Source organism: Faecalibacterium sp. An58 (assembly GCF_002161515.1).
Taxonomy (GTDB): Bacteria; Bacillota; Clostridia; order Oscillospirales; family Ruminococcaceae; genus Faecalibacterium; species Faecalibacterium avium.
On the sequence record NZ_NFHX01000002.1, the window covers coordinates 170,963 to 188,833 of the forward strand.

The 17,871-nt window shown below is 62.7% G+C and carries 17 protein-coding genes; 4 read left to right on the forward strand and 13 right to left on the reverse strand.

Annotated features, from left to right (window positions below; translation table 11 throughout):
* Positions 1-5 precede the first annotated feature (5 nt).
* The 7 genes from miaA to B5G12_RS03305 form a co-directional block, all read right to left on the reverse strand.
* On the reverse strand, positions 6-962 hold the full coding sequence (gene miaA / locus B5G12_RS03275; RefSeq protein ID WP_242955908.1) for a tRNA (adenosine(37)-N6)-dimethylallyltransferase MiaA: 957 nt from the start codon (positions 960-962) through the stop codon (positions 6-8).
* Entirely contained in the window at positions 946-3,009 is a 2,064-nt protein-coding gene (gene mutL, locus B5G12_RS03280; protein ID WP_087323775.1) for a DNA mismatch repair endonuclease MutL, read from the reverse strand. Before mutL ends, miaA begins: the two co-directional genes overlap by 17 nt.
* Before the next feature lie 32 nt (positions 3,010-3,041).
* Entirely contained in the window at positions 3,042-5,657 is a 2,616-nt protein-coding gene (gene mutS, locus B5G12_RS03285) for a DNA mismatch repair protein MutS (protein ID WP_087323777.1), read from the reverse strand.
* Positions 5,658-5,774: 117 nt separating this feature from the next.
* Positions 5,775-6,182: a YlbF/YmcA family competence regulator gene (locus tag B5G12_RS03290; protein WP_087228723.1), complete on the reverse strand. Its 408-nt coding sequence runs from the start codon at positions 6,180-6,182 to the stop codon at positions 5,775-5,777.
* A gap of 65 nt (positions 6,183-6,247) precedes the next feature.
* Positions 6,248-7,630 carry a tRNA (N6-isopentenyl adenosine(37)-C2)-methylthiotransferase MiaB gene (gene miaB, locus B5G12_RS03295; protein ID WP_087323779.1) on the reverse strand — a complete coding sequence of 461 codons (1,383 nt, stop codon included), beginning with the start codon at positions 7,628-7,630 and terminating at the stop codon, positions 6,248-6,250.
* Positions 7,631-7,771: 141 nt separating this feature from the next.
* The gene (locus B5G12_RS03300) at positions 7,772-8,209 is read right to left on the reverse strand and encodes a Fur family transcriptional regulator (protein ID WP_242955909.1); all 438 of its coding nucleotides are present in this window, start codon (positions 8,207-8,209) and stop codon (positions 7,772-7,774) included.
* Complete coding sequence (locus tag B5G12_RS03305) at positions 8,206-9,477, reverse strand: replication-associated recombination protein A (RefSeq protein ID WP_087228727.1); 1,272 nt, start codon at positions 9,475-9,477, stop codon at positions 8,206-8,208. The genes B5G12_RS03300 and B5G12_RS03305 overlap by 4 nt, the downstream gene beginning before the upstream one ends.
* A 350-nt stretch (positions 9,478-9,827) precedes the next feature.
* On the opposite strand from B5G12_RS03305, the gene B5G12_RS03310 reads away from it, so the two are divergent.
* A complete protein-coding gene (locus B5G12_RS03310) occupies positions 9,828-10,517 on the forward strand; it encodes an endonuclease III domain-containing protein (RefSeq protein ID WP_087228729.1) in 690 nt (229 codons plus the stop codon).
* Positions 10,518-10,544: 27 nt separating this feature from the next.
* Positions 10,545-10,799, forward strand: coding sequence for a GlsB/YeaQ/YmgE family stress response membrane protein (locus B5G12_RS03315; RefSeq protein WP_242955910.1), 255 nt, complete (start codon positions 10,545-10,547; stop codon positions 10,797-10,799).
* Positions 10,800-10,912: 113 nt separating this feature from the next.
* Here the strand turns inward: B5G12_RS03315 and B5G12_RS03320 are convergent, their stop codons facing one another.
* The 4 genes from B5G12_RS03320 to B5G12_RS03335 form a co-directional block, all read right to left on the reverse strand.
* Entirely contained in the window at positions 10,913-11,707 is a 795-nt protein-coding gene (locus B5G12_RS03320; RefSeq protein WP_087228731.1) for an ABC transporter ATP-binding protein, read from the reverse strand.
* Complete coding sequence (locus B5G12_RS03325; RefSeq protein ID WP_087228733.1) at positions 11,700-12,647, reverse strand: ABC transporter permease; 948 nt, start codon at positions 12,645-12,647, stop codon at positions 11,700-11,702. The genes B5G12_RS03320 and B5G12_RS03325 overlap by 8 nt, the downstream gene beginning before the upstream one ends.
* A 176-nt stretch (positions 12,648-12,823) precedes the next feature.
* Entirely contained in the window at positions 12,824-13,858 is a 1,035-nt protein-coding gene (locus B5G12_RS03330; RefSeq protein ID WP_087323781.1) for an ABC transporter substrate-binding protein, read from the reverse strand.
* Between the two features lie 176 nt (positions 13,859-14,034).
* Positions 14,035-14,760, reverse strand: a complete 726-nt coding sequence (locus B5G12_RS03335; protein WP_087323783.1) for a YkgJ family cysteine cluster protein — start codon at positions 14,758-14,760, stop codon at positions 14,035-14,037.
* A gap of 276 nt (positions 14,761-15,036) precedes the next feature.
* Between B5G12_RS03335 and B5G12_RS03340 the strand changes: the two genes are divergently transcribed.
* Both B5G12_RS03340 and B5G12_RS03345 read left to right on the forward strand, forming a co-directional pair.
* Positions 15,037-16,002 (forward strand): RING finger protein, encoded by a 966-nt coding sequence (locus B5G12_RS03340; protein WP_158099673.1) that lies wholly within the window; start codon positions 15,037-15,039, stop codon positions 16,000-16,002.
* A gap of 43 nt (positions 16,003-16,045) precedes the next feature.
* A complete protein-coding gene (locus B5G12_RS03345; RefSeq protein ID WP_087228741.1) occupies positions 16,046-16,921 on the forward strand; it encodes a UTP--glucose-1-phosphate uridylyltransferase in 876 nt (291 codons plus the stop codon).
* A gap of 152 nt (positions 16,922-17,073) precedes the next feature.
* On the opposite strand, the gene rpsR is transcribed toward B5G12_RS03345, so the two are convergent.
* Positions 17,074-17,331, reverse strand: coding sequence for a 30S ribosomal protein S18 (gene rpsR / locus B5G12_RS03350; protein ID WP_087228743.1), 258 nt, complete (start codon positions 17,329-17,331; stop codon positions 17,074-17,076).
* Between the two features lie 44 nt (positions 17,332-17,375).
* Positions 17,376-17,855 carry a single-stranded DNA-binding protein gene (locus tag B5G12_RS03355; protein WP_087228747.1) on the reverse strand — a complete coding sequence of 160 codons (480 nt, stop codon included), beginning with the start codon at positions 17,853-17,855 and terminating at the stop codon, positions 17,376-17,378.
* Positions 17,856-17,871: the final 16 nt, after the last annotated feature.

Here is a 17,871-nt window from a genome sequence, read left to right on the forward strand (position 1 = left end):
CAGGATCACCCCTCCTTGAGAAATGCGGCGGCCAGGCTCTCGGCCCGGTCGGCCAGATGCGGGTCGTCGGCCTGCAGCCAGGTCACCCCATCCATATGGCGGAACCAGGTCAGCTGCCGCTTGGCGTAACGGCGGGAGGCCTGCTTGAGCTTTTCGACGCAGTCCTCCAGAGCGGCCTCCCCCGCAAAATACGGGAACAGTTCCTTGTATCCGATGGCCTGGGCCGCCGTGGAATAGCTCTGCCGGTGCTGATAGACCAGCCGGGCCTCCTCCTCCAGCCCCTGCTCCATCATCCGGTCCACCCGGACGTCGATGCGGCGGTAGAGGTCCGCCCGGTCGGCGAAATCCAGCCCCAGCACCAAAGCGCGGTAGGGCCGCTCTGCCGGCAGGGAATCCGCCTTCTGGCTGCTGAGGCGGCAGCCGGTGGCCTGGTAGTGCTCCAGCGCCCGCAGCACCCGCACATGGTTGTTGGGATGGATGGCCGCAGCGGCTTCGGGGTCCACGGCCTGCAGCTGTGCATACATGGCCGCAGGGCCCCGGGCTTCCAGTTCTGCCGCCAGCCGGGCCCGCAGCCCCTCGGGGGCCTTTTCCCGGGCAAAGCGCACGCCATACAGAAGGCTCTGGACATACAGCCCGGTGCCACCCACCAAAACAGGCAGGCGCCCCCGGGCCGCGATCTCCCCGATCCGCTGTCCGGCCAGGGCGGTGAAGTCCGCCACGCTGAAAGGGGCCTCGGGGGGCAGGATATCCACGCAGTGGTGGGGCACCCCCCGGGCTTCCTCAGGGGTGACTTTGGCAGTGCCCACGTCCAGGCCCTTGTAGACCTGCATCGAGTCGGCGCTGATGATCTCGCCCCCCAGCGCCAGGGCCAGCCGGACCCCAAGGGCCGTCTTGCCGGTGGCGGTGGGACCTACCACCGCAAGCACCGGCTGTCTGGGGCGTTTCTCATTCGATCCTTCCAAACTGTTTTTCCAGCTCCTTTCGGGTCAGCTTCAGGACACAGGGGCGGCCATGGGGACAGAAAGGCGGTATCTGCCCCGAAAGGACCTTTTCCGCCAGGGCCATCAGCTCCCGGGGCGTGTTGGGGTCCCCTGCCTTGACCGCCGCCCGGCAGGCGATGGACTGCAGCACCCATTCGGTGCGGTCGCTCAGGGCTTCCCGGCTGCCCCGGGCCAGCTTGTCGGCGATCTCCACCAGCATATCCTCTGCGTCGGCCTGCTCCACGTCCGAGGGCACCGCACGCAGCAGCATGGTGCTGCCTCCAAAATCCTCCGCCTCGATGCCCGCGTTCTCCAGCAGGCGGATGTTGTCCAGCAGGGCCTGCTTCTCCTCGGCGGACAGGGAAACGGGCAGCGGGGACAGCAGCATCTGGCTGGGCACGTTGCGATAGCTGGCCGACAGCTTTTCGTACAGCTGGCGCTCATGGGCGGCGTGTTTGTCGATCAGGCACAGCTCGTCGCCCCGCTGGACGATGATATAGGTCTGGAACGCTTCCCCCACATAGGTCAGGGGTTCGGCGTCCTTCAACCCCTCCATGGCGGTCTGCTCTGCCTGGACGAATGTTGTCTGTTCTGTCTCCTCCTGTACCGGCGCGGCAGGCTGTGCGGCGGCCGGTTCCTCCAGGGGCAAAAGCGCCTCGTCCTCCAGGCTGATGTCCAGCCGGGACTCCTGTCCCGCCAGCCGGAAGGAGGGCTTTTCCTCCTTCTCCGGCTTTTCGGGCCGGCTGTGAAGGGTCATGCTCTGCCGCAGCGGCACGCCCCAGCCCTTGTTCGGGATGGCGGCTGCGGGCCGGGCGGTCTCGGGCAGGGTTCCCGGCTCGGATTGCCCCGGAATGACCGCAGAAAGTCCTGTAAAGTTGCATTCCTTTACAGTATTTTCCTGTTTGTTTTCGTCGTTTTCTTTAGGATTCAGTCGGCCGGCTTCTGTTGGTTCGGCCGGCTCGCCAGCCATGCTGTCAAGTATTTCTGCTTTCCAGCTTTCTTTGGGCTTTTCCTCAAAACTGAAAAGCTGCTCCCCTGTGCCGGGCTTGGCCAATGCCAGTTTGACCGCATGGTACACCACGTCAAAGATCTCATTCTCCCGAGCGAAGCGCACCTCGGTCTTGGCGGGGTGGACGTTCACGTCCACCATCGCCGCCGGCAGATCCAGCATCAGAAGGCCGCCGGGGAATTTGCCCTGCATCTTGGAACTTTTGAACGCAGCTTCCATGGCGGCCATCATGGTGCGGTTGCGGACGTAGCGCCCATTGATGTAGAAATATTGCATACTGCGGCTGGCGCGGCAGCTTCTGGGGGGAGTGATCAGGCCGCGGACCCTGTACACCCCTTCCGTGCTGTCCACCGCCACCAGGTCCCGGCTGAACTCACGTCCCAGCACGGCATAGGCCGCGCCGCGCACATCTCCATCCCCGGGGGTGACATACTGGGTCTTGCCCTCCCGCACGAATTTGAAGCGGATCTCCGGATTGCTGAGGGCCAGCCGGGAGACCACATCCGCCACAAAGGTACCCTCGCTGGAATCCTTTTTGAGGAATTTCATTCGGGCGGGGGTGTTGTAGAACAGATCCCGCACCCGGATGGTGGTGCCCACTCCCCGGGCGGCAGGCTGGGGCGGCTGCTCCTCCCCGCCCTCGTTGCGGTAGAGGGTTGCAAACTCGCTGGTCTGGGTCCGGGTCAGCAGCTCCACCCGGGAGACGCTGGCAATGGAGGCCAGCGCTTCGCCCCGGAAGCCCAGAGTGTGGATGTCGTTCAGGTCCTCCTCCGCTGCGATCTTGCTGGTGGCGTGGCGGATGAAGGCGGTGGAGATGTATTCCGGTTCGATGCCGGTGCCGTTGTCGCTGACCTCGATCAGTTTGACGCCCCCCGACTCAATGGAAACGGTGATCTGGGTCGCACCGGCGTCGATGGAATTTTCCATCAGCTCTTTGACCACCGAGGCAGGACGCTCCACCACTTCGCCCGCAGCGATCAGCTCGGCGGTATGCTTATCCAGAACGCGGATGACTGCCATATGGATATCCTCCTTTCATGCCGGGAGCACACTCAGCCCGAGAGACTGCCCTTGAGGGTCTTTTTGAGTTCATAGAGGAAATTGAGCGCCTCGATGGGGGTGAGGGTCTCCAGATCCAGCGCTTCCAGCTTATCCATCAGTTCGCGGGGGACCGCCGGGGACTGATAATCCTCCAGGGTGCCGAAGTCCATCTGCTCCACATTGTTCTTGGGGGCACTGGCCTCCAGCCTGCGGAGCACCTCATGGGCGCGGCGGGTAACGCTGCCGGGCAGGCCGGCCAGCTTGGCCACCTCGATGCCGTAGCTGTCATCGGCGGGACCGCGGACGATCCGCCGCAGGAAGGTGATGTCCTCCCCTCTCTTTTTGACGGCGATGTTGTAGTTTTTGACCCCTTCCACCGTGCCTTCCAGGTCGGTCAGCTCGTGGTAATGGGTGGCGAACAGAGTCTTGCAGCCCAGACCGGTGGCCGGGTCCGCGATGTGTTCCACCACCGCCCGGGCAATGCTCATGCCGTCAAAGGTGGATGTGCCCCGGCCGATCTCGTCCAGGATCACCAGGCTGCGGCGGGTGGCGCTTTTGAGGATCTCGGCCACCTCCGTCATCTCCACCATGAAGGTGGACTGGCCCGCGGCCAGGTCATCCGAAGCGCCCACACGGGTGAACACCGCATCCACGATGCCCACATGGCATTCGCTGGCCGGCACGAAGGAACCGATCTGGGCCATCAGAGCGATCAGGGCATTCTGACGCATATAGGTGGATTTGCCCGCCATATTGGGGCCGGTGATGATGAGGCAGCGGTTGTCGCGGCAGTCCAGCAGGGTGTCGTTGGGGACGAACAGGCTGCCCTTGAGCACCTGCTCCACCACCGGGTGACGTCCCTCCCGGATGACCAGCTGGTCGCTGTCGTCCACCACCGGACGGCAGTAGTTGTTGTCCGCCGCCACCGTGGCCAGCGAGACGAACACATCCAGCCGGGCCACCGCACGGGCGGTCTGCTGGATGCGGTCCAGCTCCCGGCTGATGCCGTCCAGCAGCTCGGCAAAGAGCTGATGCTCCAGACTGATCAGCCGCTCGTGGGCCCCCAGGATCTTGTTTTCCAGCTCTTTCAGTTCGGGGGTGATGTACCGCTCGCCGTTGGTCAGAGTCTGCTTGCGGGTGTAGTTGTCGGGCACCATGTTTTTGTAGCTGTTGCTGACTTCGATGTAGTACCCGAACACATGGTTGAAGCCGATCTTCAGCTTGGGGATACCGGTCTCGTCCCGCAGGCGGGCCTCCAGCCGGGCCAGCACGCTCTTGGTGTTCTCCCGGATGGAGCGCAGTTCGTCCACCTCCTGGTTGTAGCCGGCGGCGATGACCCCGCCGTCTTTGAGGGTGGAGGGTGCGTCGGGGTCCACTGCGGCATAGATGCGGGCCTTGATGTCCTCCAGAGGATCGATCTTCTCCGCCAGCTCGGACAGTTTCTGGCAGCCGCAGTCCTGGGCCAGCTTTTTCAGTTCGGGCAGCCGGTCGAAGGTCTGGGCCATGATGTAGATCTCTTTGGGGGTGGCGGAGCCATAGACGGTCCGCGTCATCAGGCGCTCGATGTCGGTGATGTAGTGCAGGACCTCGGACATCTCTCCCCGGGTCACCGTGTGCTTGACCAGACACTCCACCGCGTTGAGGCGGTGGTTGATGATCTCACTGGACACCAGCGGCTGTTCCAGCCAGTTGCGCAGCAGCCGCTTGCCCATGGCGGTGGAGGTCTTGTCCAGCACCCACAGCAGGGTGCCGCGCTTTTCCCGCCCGCGCATGGTCTCAGTCAGCTCCAGATTGGAGCGGGTCACGCCGGGCAGGTGCATATACTGGGCTTCGGTGTAGCGGATGACGGTCTTCAGACGCCCCACCCCTTTGATCTGGGTGTCGTGCAGGTATTGCAGCAGGCCGCCCATGGCAAAGCGCACCAGCCCGTCGGCGCCGATCTCGGTGGTGGAGGCCCAGTCCCGGCCAAACTGGTCGGACAGAATGGAATCGATCAGGCCGGGGGCGTACTGCTCGTCCTCCATCAGCTCCACGGCGCAGCTCATGTGCTTTTTGATGTAGTTGGTCACATCCCGGCTGGAGAGGACCCCTGTATTGACAAGGGCTTCGCTGGGATGGTAGCGGCACAGCTCGGCAATGACGGCCATCCCGATCTTGGCGTTTTTCAGCTGGGTGACGTGGGCGGTGCCGGTGGAGATATCCGCAAAGCAGATCCCCGCCTCGTCCCCCTTCAAAAAGAGGCTGGCGATGTAGTTGTTGCGGTCATCCTGCAGCATACTGCTCTCGATGACGGTGCCGGGAGTCACCACCCGGACGATGTCACGCTTGACCAGGCCCTTGGCGGTGGCAGGGTCTTCCACCTGCTCGCAGATGGCCACCTTGTACCCTTTGGCGATCAGCCGGGCCATATAGGTCTCATAGCTGTGGAAGGGCACCCCGCACATGGGGGCCCGCTCTTCCAGGCCGCACTGCTTGCCGGTGAGGGTGAGGTCCAGCTCCCGGGAGGCTGTGATGGCATCGTCGAAAAACATCTCATAAAAATCGCCGATGCGGTAAAATAAGATCTCATCCTTGTGCTGTTTTTTGATCTCCAGATATTGTTTCATCATGGGCGACAGGTCCGCCATGGCATTCCCCTTCCTTCCCTGAGCTGCAGTGTGTAAAGCTGGTTTGTTCCCCGTAACCAGCAGAGACAAGAAACGCGGCTCTGCATATGCACAGCCGCGTTGGTTTTTGCGCCCCGCTCAGCCGCAGCCGCCGCAGGTGGAGCAGCTCCCGGTGCAGGAAGCAGCAGGCTCCTGCACCGTCATCGGGTCGCCGCCGTTCATGGCAGCGTTGATGATGGCGTCGATATAGTTGACCAGGGCCTCGCACTCCCGCTTGGCCTCGTTGTAGGCCACCATTCCCTCGTCGTTCATGATCTGGCCATAGAGGGTATTCACCTTTTCGTTCAGCTCGGCCACCCGGGCATCGTCCCGCTCGGCCTTGCTGATCTCATTGTTCAGGTCCATCCGGGCCAGGTTGAACTGGCCGATCAGGTCCTGCAGTTCCTCGTCCTTGTCGTTCATCTTGCGGGCCTGGTCCAAAGCCAGGTAGCGGCTGTCGGTCTGCAGCGCCACGGCGGCGCGCTTGAAAAGATCAATGCAATCCATATTGTTTCTCCTTTATTTTAAACGCAGTGCGTCTTTTTCGCTTCTAGAATACCCGGCGGGGGCCGTCACGATACCTGTTCGCCCAGCAGCACGGTGGCGCGGGCGCCGGTGAGGCGCACCTGGACATACTGTCCCAGCAGGGCGGCATCCCCTGCAAATTCCACCGTCAGGTTGTTGTCCAGCCGGCCCGAGAGGGCGCCCTCCGCCCGGCCAAAGCCTTCCACCAGCACCCGGACGGTCTGGCCTACCTGGTCCTTGACCAGTCCCATGGCGATCTCGTCCTGCAGGCGGAGCAGCCGTGCCATCCGGTCGGCCTTTTCCTTGCGGGGGGTGGGGTCGGGGTAACCGGCCGCCGGCGTGCCCTCCCGCTTGGAGTAGATAAAGGTGAACAGCTGCATATAGCCCACCTGGCGCACCAGATCCAGCGTGCCCTGGAAATCCTCCTCTGTCTCACCGGGGAAGCCCACGATGATATCACTGGAGAAGGTGATACCCGGCACCCGGGCCCTGGCGTACCGGATCAGGTCCAGATAGTGCTCCACCGTATAGTGGCGGTTCATCCGGGCCAGCAGCCGGTCCGAGCCGCACTGCACCGGCAGGTGCAGGTGCCTGCACAGATGGGGCTGGGCGGCAATGGTGTCGATCAGCTTGCGGCTGGCATCCTTGGGATGGCTGGTCATAAAGCGGATGTGGTAATCCCCCGGCACGGCGCAGAGCAGGTTGAGCAGGTCGGCAAAGTCGATGGGTTCTTCCAGCCCTTTGCCGTAGCTGTTGACGTTCTGGCCCAGCAGGGTGATCTCCTTGTAGCCGGCCTGTACCAGGCTGCGGAACTCGGCCAGGATGTCCGCCGGGCGGCGGCTCTTTTCCCGGCCTCGCACATAGGGCACGATGCAGTAGGTGCAGAAATTGTCGCAGCCGTACATGATGGGCAGCCAGGCCCGGAACTCGCTCTCCCGCCGGATGGGCAGGTTCTCCACGATGACCGGACGCTGGGCCGGCTCCAGCAGGACCCGTTTGTGCTTTTCCAGCCTGCGCAGGATCAGCTGGGGCAAAGTATCGATGCCGTCCACCCCAAAGACGATGTCCACATAGGGGTAACTTTGACGCAGCTTCTCCACCACATGCTTCTGGTTGGCCATGCAGCCGCACAGCCCGATGATCAGGCCCGGCTTTTTCTCCTTGAGGCCCTTGAGGGCGCCCACATTGCCAAAGACCCGCTGTTCGGCGTGTTCCCGCACGGCGCAGGTGTTGAACAGGATCAGGTCCGCGTCCTCCGGCCTGCTGCACAGGCCATAGCCTATATCCACCAGCACGCCCTTGATCCGCTCGCCGTCGTTGACGTTCTGCTGGCAGCCGTAGCTGTGCACAAAAGCCAGCGGCGGGGTATCGTAATACCGGCTGATGAGGGCGGCCGCCTGCGCGTTGTGTTCGTATGTTATGTATTCCAACAAAGTACCATCCTTCACCCCGCGGCGGCAGGCGCTGCGGGTCTGTATTCCTGACAGGCCGGCCCCGGGGCCAGCCCTCCATCTTGTCTATTATACAGGTTTCTCCCCCGTGAAACAAGGGAAATTTTGTGTCAAAGCCCTTTAAAAAACGGCAGCCTCGGACCCAGCCGGTTCTTCCGGCAAGTCCAGCTCCCCGGCACAGGCCTGGCACAGGCCGATCCAGGTCACCACACAGTCGCTGATGCGGCTCTGGGGGACCGTCACGGCGCGGCGCAGGGCCTCCCCGTCCAGGGGCAGATCCTCCACCCTGCCGCACCGGGTGCAGTAAAGGTGGCCGTGCCAGGGCAGGGTGTGGTCAAAGCGGTCGGGCTGGCCGGGGATGCACACCCGGCGCACCTTGCCCATCTCCACCAGACTGTTCAGATTGCGGTAGACGGTGCCCAGGCTGAGGCTGGGGCACAGATGGAGTGCCGTTTTGTAGATCTCCTCTGCCGTGGGATGGTCCTGCAGTTCCTGTACCTGCTGCAGGATCAGTTCCCGCTGCTTGGAATAGCGCATCCCGGACAAATCGTTCTTCATCCTTCCTCTCCCTTGATCCTGTCCCAATATGCCTTGGCGGCCTGTTCGGCCCGGTTGTCCCCATAGGTGTAATATTTGGCGTCCTTGATGGCGTCCGGCAGGTACTGCTGGGCCACCCAATGGTTTTTGTAGTCCTGTGCGTACTTGTAGTTCTGCCCTTTCACCAGGGCGTCCGCCCCGTCGAAATGCTTGTTTTGCAGCTGCCGGGGCACCGGGCCGGTGCGGCCCGCACGCACGTCCGCCAGGGCCGCGTCGATGGCCGCTTCCCCGCTGTTGGACTTAGGGCTGGTAGACACCAGGATCACCGCGTCGGCCAGGGGGATGCGCGCTTCGGGCAGGCCCACCATGTTGGCCGCGTCCACCGCCGCCTTGACGATGGGGATGATCTGGGGGTAGGCCAGGCCCACATCCTCGCAGGCACAGACCATCAGCCGGCGGCAGGCCGAGGGCAGATCCCCCGCCTCCAGCAGGCGGGCCAGATAGTGCAAAGCGGCGTCCGGGTCCGATCCCCGCATCGATTTCTGATAGGCCGACACGATGTCGTAGTGGTCGTCGCCGTCCTTGTCGTACCGCATGGCGGTGCGGCGGGTCACCTGCCGGATCATGTCCAAAGTGACCAGACGGCCCTCGGGCCCCACCTCCGCCGCCGAGACCGCAAATTCCAGGCTGCCCAGGGCCTTGCGCATATCGCCGCCGGCGCTCTCGGCCAGGTATACGGCTGCCTCGTCGGTGATGGACACAGGGGTATCCCCCTCGGCAGACAGGCGCTGCACCGCGCTGCGCACTCCCTGCTCCACATCCCGGGCGGTCAGGCTCTTGAATTCAAAGACCGTGCACCGGGACAGCAGGGCATTATAAATGTAAAAATAGGGGTTCTCGGTGGTGGAGGCAATCAGGGTGACGGTCCCCTCCTCCAGGCATTCCAGCAGGCTCTGCTGCTGCTTTTTGTTCAGATATTGGATCTCGTCCAGGTAGAGCAGGATGCCCCCCGCCCCCGCCAGGGTGCCGATGTCCTTGAACACCGCCTTGATATCCCCGGTGCCGCAGGACGTGCCGTTGAGCTTGTGCAGGGTCATGCCGCTGTTCTCGGCAATGATCCGGGCCACGGTGGTCTTGCCGGTGCCGGACGGGCCATAAAAGATCATGTTGGGGATGTTGCCGCTCTCGATGGTACGGCGGAACACCCGCCCCGGGGCCAGCAGATGCTGCTGGCCGCAGACGTCAGCCAGGGTCTTGGGCCGAAGCCTCTGGGCCAATGGTTCCCGCATGGGGTGCGCCTCCCTCTGTGGTGTAAAACTGCGAATGATTCTGACTAATGCATATTATACAGCATTTTTTCCCAAAGGACAAGGGCGGCCGGCGTTTTGGGATGCATCCGAAAAGCCAAATCGGTTGATCGTTCGCCCGAAAGCGCCGCGCTCCTCCCTGAAGCGCAGCACAGCCGATGGGGCTTTGGGGCCAAAGGGGACCGCATGGAGGATTTCCCGGGTGCGCCCCGGGGAAATATTTACAAATCCGATAAAACGTGGTATCATCACACGGTAGGGTGTATCCGAAACGGACCGGCGTTTTTGGCTTTTCGGGTATGCCCCAGCCTATCAGTCAGGAGATGGATACCATGCCCAAAAAGCAGATACCTGCCGCAGAGCTTGCGGCCAAAAAAGAGCTGGCCCTGGAAGTGATCGCCCGGCTGAAGGCCGCGTATCCCGATGCGGCCTGTACCCTGGACTATGCCGACGCCTGGCAGCTGCTGGTCAGCGTCCGGCTGGCCGCCCAGTGCACCGACGCCCGGGTCAACGTGGTGGTCGAGGAGCTGTTTGCCAAATATCCGGGGGTGGCTGCCCTGGCCGCCGCCCAGCCCGAGGAGATCGAGGCCATCGTCAAGCCCTGCGGCCTGGGGCGCTCCAAGGCGCGGGACATCTCCGCCTGTATGCGGCTGCTGCGGGACAAATACAACTGCCAGGTCCCCACTACCTTTGAGGAGCTGCTGGCCCTGCCCGGGGTGGGACGCAAGAGCGCCAACCTGATCATGGGGGATGTATTCGGCAAACCCGCCATCGTCACCGACACCCACTGCATCCGGCTGTGCAACCGCATCGGCCTGGTGGACAACGTCAAGGAGCCCCAAAAGGTGGAAATGCTGCTGTGGCAGATCATTCCCCCGGAGGAGGGCAGCGACCTGTGCCACCGCTTCGTGCTGCACGGGCGCGCCGTGTGCGATGCCCGCAAGCCCGCGTGCAGCCAGTGCTGCCTGGCGGACATCTGCCGCACCGCCCAGGCTGCAGAAAACGCGGCGGCCCCTGTATAAGGCCGCCCTGTCAGGAGGTTTATCGCTATGATTTCTGCATTGTTTTCGGTCGTTTTCAGCATCCTTGTGGGAGCCGCTGCCGGCTATGTGGCCGGCCGCCTGATGGGCAGCGCCGGCTCCTCCCCTCTGCACAACATCATCCTGGGAATGGTGGGCGGCTTTGTGGGCAGCTTTCTGCTGGGGCTGATTGGCCTGCATTCCTTCAGCTTTATAGGCGACTTTGTGGTCTCGGTGGCAGGCGCCTGTGTCTGCATCTGGGCCGCCCGCAAGCTGTCCCGGTGAACGCCCGTTCTTGAGGCCGGCCCTGCCTTTGGTTTCCTCCTATATTTTATATGGAATTTATACAGAAAAGACCCGGAGCCTGCGGCCCCGGGTCTTTTCTGTTGTGTATGGACTCAGGAGAGGATCATGCGGTCGTTGGCGAACTCGTCTCCGCTGGCTGTCTGGAACTTGGCCAGCAGGTCCGAAACGTGGAGCTTCTTTTTCTCCTCGCCGCTCACATCGTAGATGATGCGGCCTTCGTGCATCATGATCAGCCGGTTTCCGTATTTGATGGCATCCTTCATATTGTGGGTGATCATGAGGGTGGTCAGGTTGTTTTCCGCAACCAGCTTGGCCGAAAGGGTCAGCACCTTGCTGGCGGTCTTGGGGTCCAGAGCGGCGGTGTGCTCGTCCAGCAGCAGCAGCTTGGGCCGGTTCATGGTGGCCATCAGCAGGGTCAGCGCCTGGCGCTGGCCGCCGGACAGCAGGCCCACCCGGGCCGTCAGGCGGCTCTCCAGCCCCAGATCCAGGGTCTTGAGCAGTTCCCGGTATTCCTCCCGCTCCTTTTTGGTGATGCCGATGCGGAGGGTGCGGGGCTTGCCGCGGCGGGCGGCCAGGGCCAGGTTCTCCTCGATCTGCATGGTGGCGGCGGTGCCGGTCATGGGGTCCTGGAACACCCGGCCGATGTATTTGGCGCGCTGGTATTCGCTGAGGCGGGTGACATCGGTGCCGTCGATGGTGATGCGGCCGTTGTCCACCGGCCAGACGCCGGCCACCGCATTGAGCATGGTGGACTTGCCGGCGCCGTTGCCGCCGATGACGGTGACGAAATCGCCCTCGTTGAGGTGGAGGGTCAGGCCGTTCAGGGCGGTCTTTTCGTTCACCGTGCCGGGATTGAAGGTCTTTGAAATATTCTGGATATCAAGCATGACGTTCTTCCTCCTTCTGGGCCTTTTTGGGCGCGGGCTTGGAGAAGTACTTCCCTTTCCAGTAGGGGACGGCCAGGAAGATGGCCACCACCACAGCCGACAGCAGCTTGAGGAGGTTGGCATCGAAGCCCAGGGTCAGCACCAGCTGGATGACGATGTAATAGATCACCGCGCCGATCGAGACCGACACCAGCTTGAGGGCAAAGTTGTGGAAGATACGGCCAAAGATCGCCTCACCGATGATGACGGCCGCCAGGCCGATGACGATGGCGCCGCGGCCCATGCTGACATCCGCGAAGCCCTGATACTGACTGAGCAGCGCTCCCGACAGGGCCACCAGGCCGTTGGAGACCATCAGGCCCAGCACCGTATTGAAGTCGGTGTTGATGCCCTGGGCCCGGCTCATGTGGGGATTGGAGCCGGTGGCACGGATGGCACAGCCCAGCTCGGTGCCAAAGAACCAGTAGAGGATGCCGATGAGCGCCAGCGTGATGAGGGTGACCATCGCCACCGGGTTGCGCAGGGCCAGCTCTTTGACCCAGCGCAGGGAGATGAGCAGGTCATAGTTGTCCACGTTGATGGACTGGTTGGCCTTGCCCAGGATCTTCAGGTTGATGGAATAGAGGGACAGCTGGGTCAGGATGCCGGCCAGGATGGCGGGGATGCCCATGAAGGTGTGCAGCAGGCCGGTGATCAGGCCGCAGGCCAGGCCGGAGATGAGGGCCAGCAGCAAAGCCACCCAGACGTTCTGCCCGGCCAGCAGGGCCATGACGCAGACCGCGCCGCCGGTGCCAAAGGAGCCGTCCACCGTCAGATCCGCCACATCCAAGATGCGGTAGGTGATGTAGACGCCGATGGCCATGATGCCCCAGATCAGGCCCTGGGCACAGGCCCCCGGCAGCGCGCCGGGCAGGTTCGCCAGTCTTGCTAAGACTTCCAAAATGATTCCTCCTGTTTTTGACGATTTGCCGCGGACCGTTGCAGTCCGGGGCAGGGTTTATGGGTACAGGCCGCAGACGCGCCTGCGACCGCCCCGGCAAACGCCGGAGCGGTCGTTCATGCAAAAAGGCGGGCAGGATGGTGGCCCATTCTCCCCGCCTGGATCTTCAGTGGGATTTATGCTTCGATGGCCTCGTACCCTTCGGGAACGGTCAGGCCCAGCTCGTCGCAGATGGTCTTGTTGTACTTCTTGGTGGCGCTGGTGTACTGGATGGGCATGGTGGAGATATCCGCCTCGCCGGTCAGGATCTGGACGGCCATCTCGCCGGTGGTGTAGCCCAGGTCATAGTAGCTGATGGACAGGGTGGCCACACCGCAGCCCGAGCAGATGCCTTCCTCGCCTGCAAAGACGGGGATGCCCATGGGCCGGCAGATGCCGTCCACGATGCCGGTGTTGGCCGCCACCGTATTGTCGGTGGGGACATACAGCAGCTCATTGGCGCTGGCTGCCTGCTGGCAGACCGAGGACAGGTCGTTGGAGTCCGAGAAGGGGTACTGGGTGACGGTCAGGCCCGCATCCTCCAGGTAGGTCTGGATGGTGTCCACCTGGTACTGGCTGTTGGCCTCGGCCGAGCAGTACAGCAGGCCGGCGGTCTTGGCTTCCGGCATCCACTCCAGGATCATGGCAGCCTGCTCATCCAGGGGTGCCAGGTCGGAGGTGCCCGAGATGTTGCCGCCCACCGTGCCGCTGAAATCGGTCAGGCCCAGGGCCACGCCATACTCGGTGATGGAGGTGCCCAGGATGGGGATATCGGCGGTGGCCGCCTGGGCCGCCTGCAGGGAAGCGGTGGCATTGGCCAGGATCAGGTCCACGCCGGCCGAGACAAAGCCGTTGCAGATGGTGGCACAGGTGGCGGTGTCGTTCTGAGCGTTCTGCATATCAAAGGTGACCGCATCCCCGAGCTGTTCGGTCAGCGCATCCTGGAAGCCCTGGGTGGCGGCGTCCAGCGCCTCATGCTCCACCAGCTGGCAGATGCCCACGGTATAGCTCTGGCCCGCGGCTGCGGAACCGGCCGAGGATGCCGCAGAAGAAGCCGTGCTGGCGGCGGTGGACGACGAAGAAGACGATGTAGAACCGCAGGCGGCCAGCACGCCGGCCGCGGCGGCAGCCGCAGAAACAGCCAGGAACGAACGACGGGAAATCTTACGCATACCAATAACTCTCCTCTATCTTGGTCTTTTCCGGGGACAGGACCCCGGGCGCTCACTTCATGGGTGTGAATCGCTTCATGATTGTGAAGTATAGCACACTTTTTGAAAAGTTACAATAGATCCCCGGCGATTTTATTCTCCTGAAGCGGCTCAATTATTGATAATACAGAAAATATCTATCTGTTTTTTCGATGGATGTGCCGCTGCATCTCGGCGAGGCGGGCTTTCTGACCTTCCAGCCAGAGCAGATTTTCTTCAAACTGCTGCGGCCAGGGGCGCTCCAGGTCATAGCGGTAGTAGAGCGCCTGGCAGACTTTTGCCTGGAACCGCCGCAGCACCACCGGCTGGAACAGTTCCGCCCATCCGGGGGCCTGCCGCTCCAGCTCCATGCACCGGCAGGCCCACAAAATGTCCAGCGGCTCCCGCCGGGCGATCCCCTGAGCCTCCAGGTAGGCGGCCAGGGTCCCCTCATGGACCGTGCCCCCGCACCGGGTGCCCTGGAAATAATACGACGCCTGCCCTTCGGGGCTGATCTCCTGTCCCAGCGGGTAGAGGGCGCAGACCAGAGGCCGGGCCTGGTGGACGGCGCAGCGCCCTTCGGTCAGGAACGGACAGTTGTTCCCTGCGGCGCGCACCGGCGCCAGCCGCAGCACCGGCAGACGGCTGACCGTCCCGATATAACGGCGGCAGAAAGCCTGGGCGGTCAGTTTGGGCGGCAGGCCCAGCCGCCTGGACAAGCGGTAGAGATCGTACCCCGAGAGGACGATATCCTCCCGGCCCCGGCAGCACCCGCCGCAGCCGGCGCAGCGGAACGCAAAGCGGTCCTCTGCCGCCAGATAGGGCATATCCGGGGCGCGGCCTCCCCCTTCCACTCCGCACAAATCGATTTCGCTGTCCCTCATGGTTCCTCCTCATCTGCCGGCAAGCCGGCCGTGCGGACCGCAAAGCCCAAAGGCCGACCGCCGCCGTTCCCTGCAAGGATAACACGCTTTGGGTGCATCTGTCAATTTTTTGTGAATGTGCAGTCAAAACGGGATTTGTTTTCAGTTTCTTCAAGATTTTGTGCTATATTGGGGCAAATGCATCAATCAAAAGCGCAAATTTGAAAGTTTGGCTTTTCTTTTATGCTTCCAGAGAGTATACTAGACATACCATATTCGTTTAATGTGGAGGCTTTTATGTATCAGTTTACTGGTTGTCCCTGTTCGGTCTGCGGCAAGACCCTGACCGATACGGACGATATCGTTGTATGCCCCGACTGCGGCGCACCCTATCACCGTGCCTGCTACCAGGTGCAGGGGGCCTGCGTCTATGCCGGCAAGCACGGCACAGGCTTTGAGTGGACGCCCCCCGCCTCGGCACAGCCCGAGCACAAGTGCCCCAACTGCGGCGCGCCCAACCCGGAATCCGCCCAGCGGTGCAGCCACTGCGGCTATGTGTTTGGCAGCGAGCAGGCCGCTCCCCCGCCCCGGGTGGACGCCAACCGCCAGGCCCAGCAGCCCGGCGGCGGCTTCAACTACACCCGCCTGTACCAGGAGGCCCAGGCCGGCGGCTATTGGCAGGCCAGCGCGGCCAGCGCCGACGAGCCTATCGACGGCATCCCCAGCGACGAGTGGGCCACCTATCTGGGCCCCTCCAGCCCTGCCTATCTGCGGGACTTTTCCCAGATGCAGAAGTATGGCCGCAAGAGCTCGATCTGCTTTTCCGCCCTGCTGTTCGGCCCCCTGTATTTCTTCTACCGCAAAGCCTGGAAGCCGGCTTTCGTGTTTCTGGCGGTGGATCTGCTGCTGCAGCTGCCCAGCCTGCTGGAACTGCTGGTGCTGAGCGAGAGCGCCTTTGCTCCTGCCATCAGCGGTTCCACCCTGCTGTTCCTGGCGCAGATCGCGTCGATCGCCAGCTTTGCGGTGATGGTTCTCAGCGGGATGTTCGCCAAGTATCTCTACCGCCGCATCGCCGCCGAGCGGATCCGCCGCATCGAGGCAGAGTTCCCCGACAAATCCAAGCGCGAGGCCGTGCTGCGGGCGCAGGGCGGCGTCAGCTGGGCCGCCGTGGTGGGCGTCTGCACCGCTATGGTGGTGCTGGGGGCTGTGTTCAGCCTGCTGCTGGGCCCCAACCTGCAAGCTGTCATGGGGCTGGTGCTGTGAGACGCGCCGGCCAACCATGTGAAAACGACGAAGGAGGTCTCTTATGAAAGCCGTCACCAAAGCCGTCATCCCTGCCGCGGGTCTCGGCACCCGGGTGCTGCCCGCCACCAAGGCCATGCCCAAAGGGATGTTGCCCATCGTGGACAAACCTGCCATCCAGTATCTGGTGGAGGAGGCTGTGCGCTCCGGCATCACCGACATCTTGATCATCCTCAGCCGAAACCAGACCATCATCGAGGACCACTTTGACCGCAGCCCGGAGCTGGAGGCCAAGCTGACCGCTCCCGGCAAGGAAAAGATGCTGGAGGAGTGCCTGGGCATCTCCAACCTGGCCAACATCTACTTTGTCCGCCAGCACCAGACCCTGGGTTTGGGGCACGCGGTCAGCATGGCCCGGCCCTTTACGGGGGACGATCCCTTTGTGGTCATCTACGGGGATGACGTCATCATCGGGGAGGACCCGGTCTGCGCGCAGCTGATCCGGGCCTACGAGGCATTCGGGCGGCCTGTGGCCGGCGTCTGCGCTGTGCCCTGGGCGGATGTCAGCCGCTATTGCAGCCTCAAGACCACCCCCATCCGGGACAATTACTTCTTTGTGGACGACATGATCGAAAAGCCCAAAAAGGGCCAGGAATTCAGCAACTACTCCATCCTGGGGCGGGTGCTGCTGACCCCGGAGATCTATCCCCTGCTGGCCGCTACCAAGCCCGGCGCAGGCGGTGAGATCCAGCTGACGGACGCCATGGCCGAGTACGCCCGCACCAAGGGCGGCATGACGGCAGTAGCCTTCACCGGCAAGCATTACGATATGGGCAACAAGCTGTGCGTGGCGCAGGCCCAGGTGGAACTGGCCCTCCAGCACCCTGAGATCGGCGAGGCGTTCCGGGCTTATCTGAAGGAATTCTGCAAGACGCTGTAAATCGCACCCATTCCAAAACCGACGCCTGACCCCAGACAGGGGCCAGGCGTTTTTGCGGCGGTTTCGGGAGAGCGATACAAAAAACGCCCCCGTCGAAGGACGGAGGCGTTTGGTGCTGATTGCTGATTGTTTTGGAATGGGATAGCGAACGATCAGTCGCTGACGTAGGGCATCAGAGCCACATGACGGGCACGCTTGATGGCCACGGTCAGGGCACGCTGATGATAAGCGCAGGTGCCAGTGACGCGGCGGGGAATGATCTTGGCCCGCTCAGAGACATACTTGCGCAGACGGGCAACATCCTTGTAATCGATCTCATCGATGCGATCCACGCAGAAGCTGCAGACCTTCTTGCGGCCGCGGCGCACGGGACGTGCGGGGCGGGAGCCTTCGTTTTTCTCAAAAGCCATTGCTGGTTTACCTCCTGTTTGAATTTTTGTCGAGTTGGACAAGGTCAGAACGGCAGATCGTCGCTGTCGTCGATGACCGCAAAGTCATCGGTGTCCCCTGCCGAGTAACCGGGGACTGCCTCAATGGCAGACGGGCGGGCGGGCTGCTGTGCGTTCTGATGGGGCTGGCTGCTCTGAGGAGCGCCGCCGCCATTGCCGTTGGAGTTCTTGGGGCCGCCAAAATTGATGTTGTTGGCCACGATCTCCACACCGGTGCGGTTGTTGCCGTTCTTATCCTGATACTGGCGGCTCTGGATGCTGCCCTCAATGATGATCAGGCTGCCCTTCTGGAAGTATTTGCAGACGAAATCCGCCTGCTGGCGCCATGCCACGACGTCCAGAAAGTCGGTCTGGCGCTGCTCACCCTGGCGGGCATAGCTGCGGTCACACGCGATGCGGAACCGCGCCAGATTGATACCGTTGGTGGTGGTGCGGAGTTCAGGGTCCGCCACCAGGCGGCCCATGATAACGACGACGTTCAACATAAGACGGGACTCCTTG